Raw genomic sequence first — 519 nt, 5'->3', positions numbered from 1 at the left:
AATCTGATATAATTAGATCAAGCCTTTACTTATAGGTTGAGATGATCATGGAAACAATCACTAGAAAAAATATATTTATTGGCAAGACGAGGATATGTTTATCGCTTACTTAGAAGAATATCCTGATTATTGGACTCAAGGAAATTCCTTAGAAGAACTCCAAGAGAATTTATTGGACTTATATCACGAATTTGACCATAATAATATTTGAAAATGTTGCAAAACTCTTAATTTTTCTTTATTGAGATTAGTAAATTTCCAAGTTGAGGTAAATCAAATATGACTCAGGAATTAATAGACCTCAGAAATAGTATTGTAGAACAACGTTACAGCGATGCTTTGGCTATTGTTGATGAATTAGAGGGGATGAGTAAACAAGCTATTTTACGGAATATTCAAGCATTTTTGAGAATTTTGTTAATTCATTTGATTAAAAACCAAATAGAAGACCGATTAACTAATTCTTGGGTTGCTTCTATTCGCAATTCATTGATAGAAATTAAAAAAATAAATCTCAAA

General features: G+C 29.1%; 1 protein-coding gene. It reads left to right on the top strand.

The features are described from left to right. Positions 1-279: 279 nt before the first annotated feature. On the top strand, positions 280-519 hold a 240-nt coding region (locus ACIR131C_RS0117995), incomplete at its 3' end, for a DUF29 family protein (RefSeq protein ID WP_028091314.1).

The organism is Dolichospermum circinale AWQC131C, from assembly GCF_000426905.1.
Taxonomy (GTDB): Bacteria; Cyanobacteriota; Cyanobacteriia; order Cyanobacteriales; family Nostocaceae; genus Dolichospermum; species Dolichospermum circinale.
The sequence above is the reverse complement of the archived record's forward strand: the minus strand, read 5'-3'. Positions and strand labels throughout refer to the sequence as shown.